The following is a 5,481-nucleotide window of genomic DNA, read 5'->3' as shown; positions in this document are numbered from 1 at the left end:
CACCGAAATTCGCATGGCGAAGATCGGTCACGAGCTGCTTGCCGACATCGACAAGGAAACGGTCGATTTCGAGCCGAACTACGACGGCAACGAAATGCAGCCGTCGGTCCTGCCGTCGCGCATTCCGAACCTGCTGATCAACGGCTCGTCGGGCATCGCGGTCGGCATGGCGACCAACATCCCGCCGCACAACCTGAACGAAGTCGTCGACGCGTGCCAGCACCTGCTCGGTAACCCGGAAGCGACGATCGACGAGCTGATCGAGATCATTCCGGCGCCGGACTTCCCGACGGCCGGCATCATCTACGGCGTCGCCGGCGTGCGCGACGGCTACCGCACCGGGCGCGGCCGCGTCGTGATGCGGGCGGCCACGCACTTCGAGGAGATCGACCGCGGCCAGCGGATGGCGATCATCGTCGACGAGTTGCCGTATCAGGTGAACAAGCGCTCGCTGCTCGAGCGGATCGCCGAGCTCGTCAACGAGAAGAAGCTCGAAGGCATCTCCGACATCCGCGACGAGTCCGACAAGAGCGGCATGCGCGTCGTGATCGAGCTCAAGCGCGGCGAAGTGCCGGAAGTGGTGCTGAACAACCTGTACAAGGCGACGCAGCTGCAGGACACGTTCGGCATGAACATGGTCGCGCTCGTCGACGGCCAGCCGAAGCTGCTGAACCTGAAGGAAATCCTGCAGTGCTTCCTGTCGCACCGACGCGAAGTGCTGACGCGCCGCACGATCTACGAACTGCGCAAGGCCCGCGAACGCGGCCACGTGCTCGAAGGTCTCGCGGTCGCGCTCGCGAACATCGACGAGTTCATCGCGATCATCAAGGCCGCGCCGACGCCGCCGATCGCGAAGCAGGAACTGATGGCGAAGCCGTGGGATTCGTCGCTCGTGCGCGAGATGCTGACGCGCGCCGAGAGCGAGAACGCGGCGGCCGGCGGTCGCTCCGCGTACCGTCCGGAAGGCCTGAACCCGGCATTCGGGATGCAGGCCGACGGGCTGTACCGCCTGTCCGACACGCAGGCGCAGGAAATCCTGCAGATGCGTCTGCAGCGCCTGACCGGACTCGAGCAGGACAAGATCATCGGCGAGTACCGCGACGTGATGGCACAGATCGCCGACCTGCTGGACATCCTTGCGCGCCCCGAGCGGATCACGACGATGATCGGCGACGAGCTGACCTCGGTGAAGGCCGAATTCGGTGATGCGCGCCGCTCGAAGATCGAGCTGAACGCGACCGAGCTGAACACCGAGGATCTGATCACGCCGCAGGACATGGTCGTCACGATGTCGCATGCGGGCTACGTGAAGTCGCAGCCGCTGTCCGAGTACCGTGCGCAGAAGCGCGGCGGTCGCGGCAAGCAGGCGACGCAGATGAAGGAAGACGACTGGATCGAGACGCTCTTCATCGCGAACACGCACGACTACATCCTGTGCTTCTCGAACCGCGGCCGCGTGTACTGGGTCAAGGTCTATGAAGTGCCGCAGGGCTCGCGCAACTCGCGCGGCCGCCCGATCGTCAACATGTTCCCGCTGCAGGAAGGCGAGAAGATCAACGTCGTGCTGCCGGTCAAGGAATTCTCGGCCGACAAGTTCATCTTCATGGCGACGTCGCTCGGCACCGTGAAGAAGACGCCGCTCGAAGCGTTCAGCCGCCCGATGAAGAAGGGCATCATCGCGGTCGGCCTCGACGAGGGCGACTACCTGATCGGTGCGTCGATCACCGACGGCGCGCACGACGTGATGCTGTTCTCCGACGCCGGCAAGGCCGTGCGTTTCGACGAGAACGACGTGCGTCCGATGGGGCGCGAGGCGCGCGGCGTGCGCGGCATGCAGCTCGAGGACGGGCAGCAGGTCATCGCGATGCTGGTTGCCGGCAGCGAGGAGCAGACCGTGCTCACCGCAACCGAAAACGGCTACGGCAAGCGCACGCCGATCACCGAGTACACGCGCCATGGCCGCGGTACGAAGGGTATGATCGCGATCCAGACGTCCGAGCGCAACGGCAAGGTCGTGGCTGCCACGCTCGTCGACGCCGAGGATCAGATCATGCTGATCACGACGGCCGGCGTGTTGATTCGCACCCGCGTATCCGAGGTTCGCGAGATGGGGCGTGCCACGCAAGGTGTTACACTCATCAGTCTCGATGAGGGCACCAAGCTCTCTGGCCTGCAGCAGATCGCGGAGGCCGAAGAGGGAGAGGGCGAGGCCGACGAGGCGTCGGACGGCGAAGCCTGAAGAACGGATGAGACTCTGGCCGCCGCGGGCGAAAAGCGCCGCGGCCGGCGAGCAACCATTCATATTTCCAAAAGGGAGTGATGATGCAAAAGCAATTCAAGCAACTGGTTCTGCTGGCTGCACTGGTGCCGACGTTCGCGATGGCGCAAGCGCTGTCGAATTCCGCACCGGCAGCTCCGGCGGCAGCTGCGCCGATCGACGCCGACAAGAAGGCAGCGATCAAGGATCTGCTCGACGCGATCGACGCGCCGAAGCTCGTGTCGGCAATCGGCAACAGCGCCGAAATGCAGGCCAAGCAACTCGTGCCGGCCATCCTGTCGGACGCGCTGTCGGAAAACAAGACGCTGAACGACAAGCAGAAGCAGGCTGCCGTTCCGACGCTGCAGAAGAACGCGGTGCCGAAGCTGGTCGACGGCGCAGGCAAGGTGTTCGGCACGCAACAGTTCCAGAGCGACGCGATGTCGGCTCAGTACGACGCATACGCGAAGTACTACAGTACGTCGGAGATCAAGGATCTGACGACGTTCTACAAGAGCCCGACGGGCCGCAAGTTCATCCAGGTTCAGGATCAGGTCGGTCGCGACGTGGTCAACGGCCTGATGCAGAAGTACATGCCGCAAGCGATCCAGGCAACGCGTACGCAGGCTGACAAGGAAGTCGCAGCAGTCAAGCCGGGCAAGTAAGCTGTCCGGGCACGCCCCCGGCCGTTCGGCCGGGTTTGGCGGGAGCCTGACGACAGTGCGATAATGGCCGTTTGCGCGCGAGCGCAAGCGGCCATTTCTTTTCTGGCGCGTTTTGCCGGCGGCAAGCCGGTCGCGTCCCTCCCGAGGTTTTCACGATGCGCGTCTTTAATTTCTCCGCCGGCCCTGCGGCGATGCCCGAGGAAGTGCTGCGGCAGGCCGCCGACGAAATGCTCGACTGGCACGGCAGCGGCATGAGCGTGATGGAGATGAGCCATCGCGGCAAGGAATTCATGTCGATCCACGAGGCCGCGCTGACCGACCTGCGCGACCTGCTCGGCGTGCCGGCGAGCCACCGGATCCTGTTCCTGCAGGGCGGCGGCATCGCGGAAAACGCGATCGTGCCGATGAACCTGCTCGGCGCGCGCAAGACGGCCGACTTCGTCGTGACGGGTTCGTGGTCGCAGAAATCGTTCGGCGAGGCGAAGAAGTTCTGCACGCCGCATCTGGCCGCGAGCGGCAAGACGGAGGCCGGCTTCACGCGTGCGCCCGCGCGCGCCGAATGGCAGCTGTCGGACGATCCGGCCTACGTGCACCTGTGCACCAACGAGACGATCGACGGCGTCGAGACGTTCGAGATCCCGGATCTCGGCGACGTGCCGCTGGTTGCCGACGTCTCGTCGCACATCCTGTCGCGCCCGATGGACGTCGCGAAGTACGGCGTGCTGTTCGGCGGCGCGCAGAAGAACATCGGGATGGCTGGCGTGACGGTCGTGATCGTGCGCGAGGATCTGCTCGATCGCGCGCTGTCGATCTGCCCGTCCGCATTCGAATGGAAGACCATCGCCGCGAACAACTCGCTGTACAACACGCCGCCCACCTACGCGATCTACATCGCGGGCCTCGTGTTCCAGTGGCTGAAGCGGCAGGGTGGCCTCGAAGCGATCGAGGCCCGCAACATCGAAAAATCGAAGCTGCTCTACGACACGATCGACGCGAGCAGCTTCTATCTGAACAAGGTCGAGCCGGCAGCACGTTCGCGGATGAACGTGCCGTTTTTCCTGGCCGACGAAACGCGCAACGAAGACTTCCTTGCCGGCGCAAAGGCGCGCGGGCTGCTGCAGCTGAAGGGCCACAAGTCCGTCGGCGGCATGCGGGCGTCGATCTACAACGCGGTGCCGCTCGAGGGCGTGAAGGCGCTCGTCGAGTACATGAAGGACTTCGAGCAGCGCGGCGCCTGACGGCGGCGCTGTTCAAACAGCACGGCAAAACGCATGGACGACGAACTGAATTCCCGCCTGAAACCGCTGCGCGACCGCATCGACGCGATCGACGCGCAGCTGATCGCGCTCCTGAACCAACGCGCCGCGGTGGCGCTCGAGGTGGGCGAGGTCAAGAAGCATTTCAACGCGCCGGTGTTCCGGCCGGAGCGCGAGCTGCAGGTGATCGCGCGGCTGCAGGACATGAGCGCCGGGCCGCTCGCGAGCGAGCACATCAGCGCCATCTGGCGCGAGATCATGGCCGCGAGCCGCGCGCTCGAGCAGACGATCCACGTCGCGTTCCTCGGGCCGGTCGGCACGTATAGCGAACAGGCGATGTTCGAGTATTTCGGCCAGTCGATCGAAGGGCTGCCCTGCCCGTCGATCGACGAGGTGTTCCGCTCGGTCGAGGCCGGTGCGTCGGCATTCGGCATCGCGCCGGTCGAGAATTCGACCGAAGGCGCCGTATCGCGCACGCTCGACCTGCTGCTGCAGACCCAACTGCTGATTAGCGGCGAGCTCGCGCTGCCGATTCATCACAACCTGCTCACGCAGAGCGGCACGCTCGACGGCGTGAAGCGTGTCTGCGCGCATGCGCAGGCGCTTGCACAATGCCAGCAGTGGCTCGCGGCGAATGCGCCGCAGCTCGAGCGGCAGGCCGTGGCGAGCAACGCGGAGGCCGCGCGCCTCGCAGCAGCCGATCCGACCGTCGCCGCGATCGCGGGCGACCGCGCAGCCGCGCATTACGGCCTGCAGATCGCGTTCTCGCTGATCCAGGACGATCCGCACAACCGCACGCGCTTCGTGATCATCGGCAAGCAGCCGGCCGGCCAGAGCGGTCACGACCAGACGTCGCTGATCGTGTCGGTGAAGAACGAGCCGGGCGCCGTGTTCAAGCTGCTCGAGCCGCTCGCGCGGCACGGCGTGTCGATGACGCGCTTCGAGTCGCGTCCGGCGCGCGTCGGCACGTGGGAGTACTACTTCTACATCGACATCGAAGGGCACCGCGACGATGCGGCGGTGGCGGCCGCGCTGGCGGAACTCGGCCAGAAGGCCGCGTTCCTGAAGGTACTCGGTTCGTATCCGCGCGCACGCTGATACGCGGCGGCCCGTCGCCTGCTTGGGGCAGGCGTCGTGGCCGGGCGGGCAGGGCAGGCCGGTCGGCGCTGCCGAAGGCGGGTTCGGGCGGTATCCGGTGCAGGTTGCGCCGGGTGCGCGCCCGTTGCCCGGAATCTGGAATTCCGCATGCGGGGCGTCGTCCTGCACGCGTAACTTGGCTCTTGTCGTGTCAGGCTTTGCATTC

The 5,481-nt window shown here is 65.5% G+C and carries 4 protein-coding genes; all 4 read left to right on the top strand.

Going from position 1 to position 5,481, the window contains the following annotated elements; genetic code table 11:
• A partial coding sequence (gene gyrA, locus JMF90_RS22155; RefSeq protein WP_201325431.1) for a DNA gyrase subunit A occupies positions 1 to 2,239 on the top strand: 2,239 nt, incomplete at its 5' end.
• Between the two features lie 83 nt (positions 2,240 to 2,322).
• Positions 2,323 to 2,922: a DUF2059 domain-containing protein gene (locus JMF90_RS22150; RefSeq protein ID WP_006486966.1), complete on the top strand. Its 600-nt coding sequence runs from the start codon at positions 2,323 to 2,325 to the stop codon at positions 2,920 to 2,922.
• A gap of 155 nt (positions 2,923 to 3,077) precedes the next feature.
• Complete coding sequence (gene serC, locus JMF90_RS22145) at positions 3,078 to 4,160, top strand: 3-phosphoserine/phosphohydroxythreonine transaminase (RefSeq protein WP_006496544.1); 1,083 nt, start codon at positions 3,078 to 3,080, stop codon at positions 4,158 to 4,160.
• A 33-nt stretch (positions 4,161 to 4,193) separates the two neighbouring features.
• Positions 4,194 to 5,276 carry a prephenate dehydratase gene (pheA, locus tag JMF90_RS22140; protein ID WP_027807564.1) on the top strand — a complete coding sequence of 361 codons (1,083 nt, stop codon included), beginning with the start codon at positions 4,194 to 4,196 and terminating at the stop codon, positions 5,274 to 5,276.
• Positions 5,277 to 5,481 lie beyond the last annotated feature (205 nt).

Source organism: Burkholderia sp. E168m23, assembly GCF_016586125.1.
Taxonomy (GTDB): domain Bacteria; phylum Pseudomonadota; class Gammaproteobacteria; order Burkholderiales; family Burkholderiaceae; genus Burkholderia; species Burkholderia orbicola.
The sequence above is the reverse complement of the archived record's forward strand: the minus strand, read 5'-3'. Positions and strand labels throughout refer to the sequence as shown.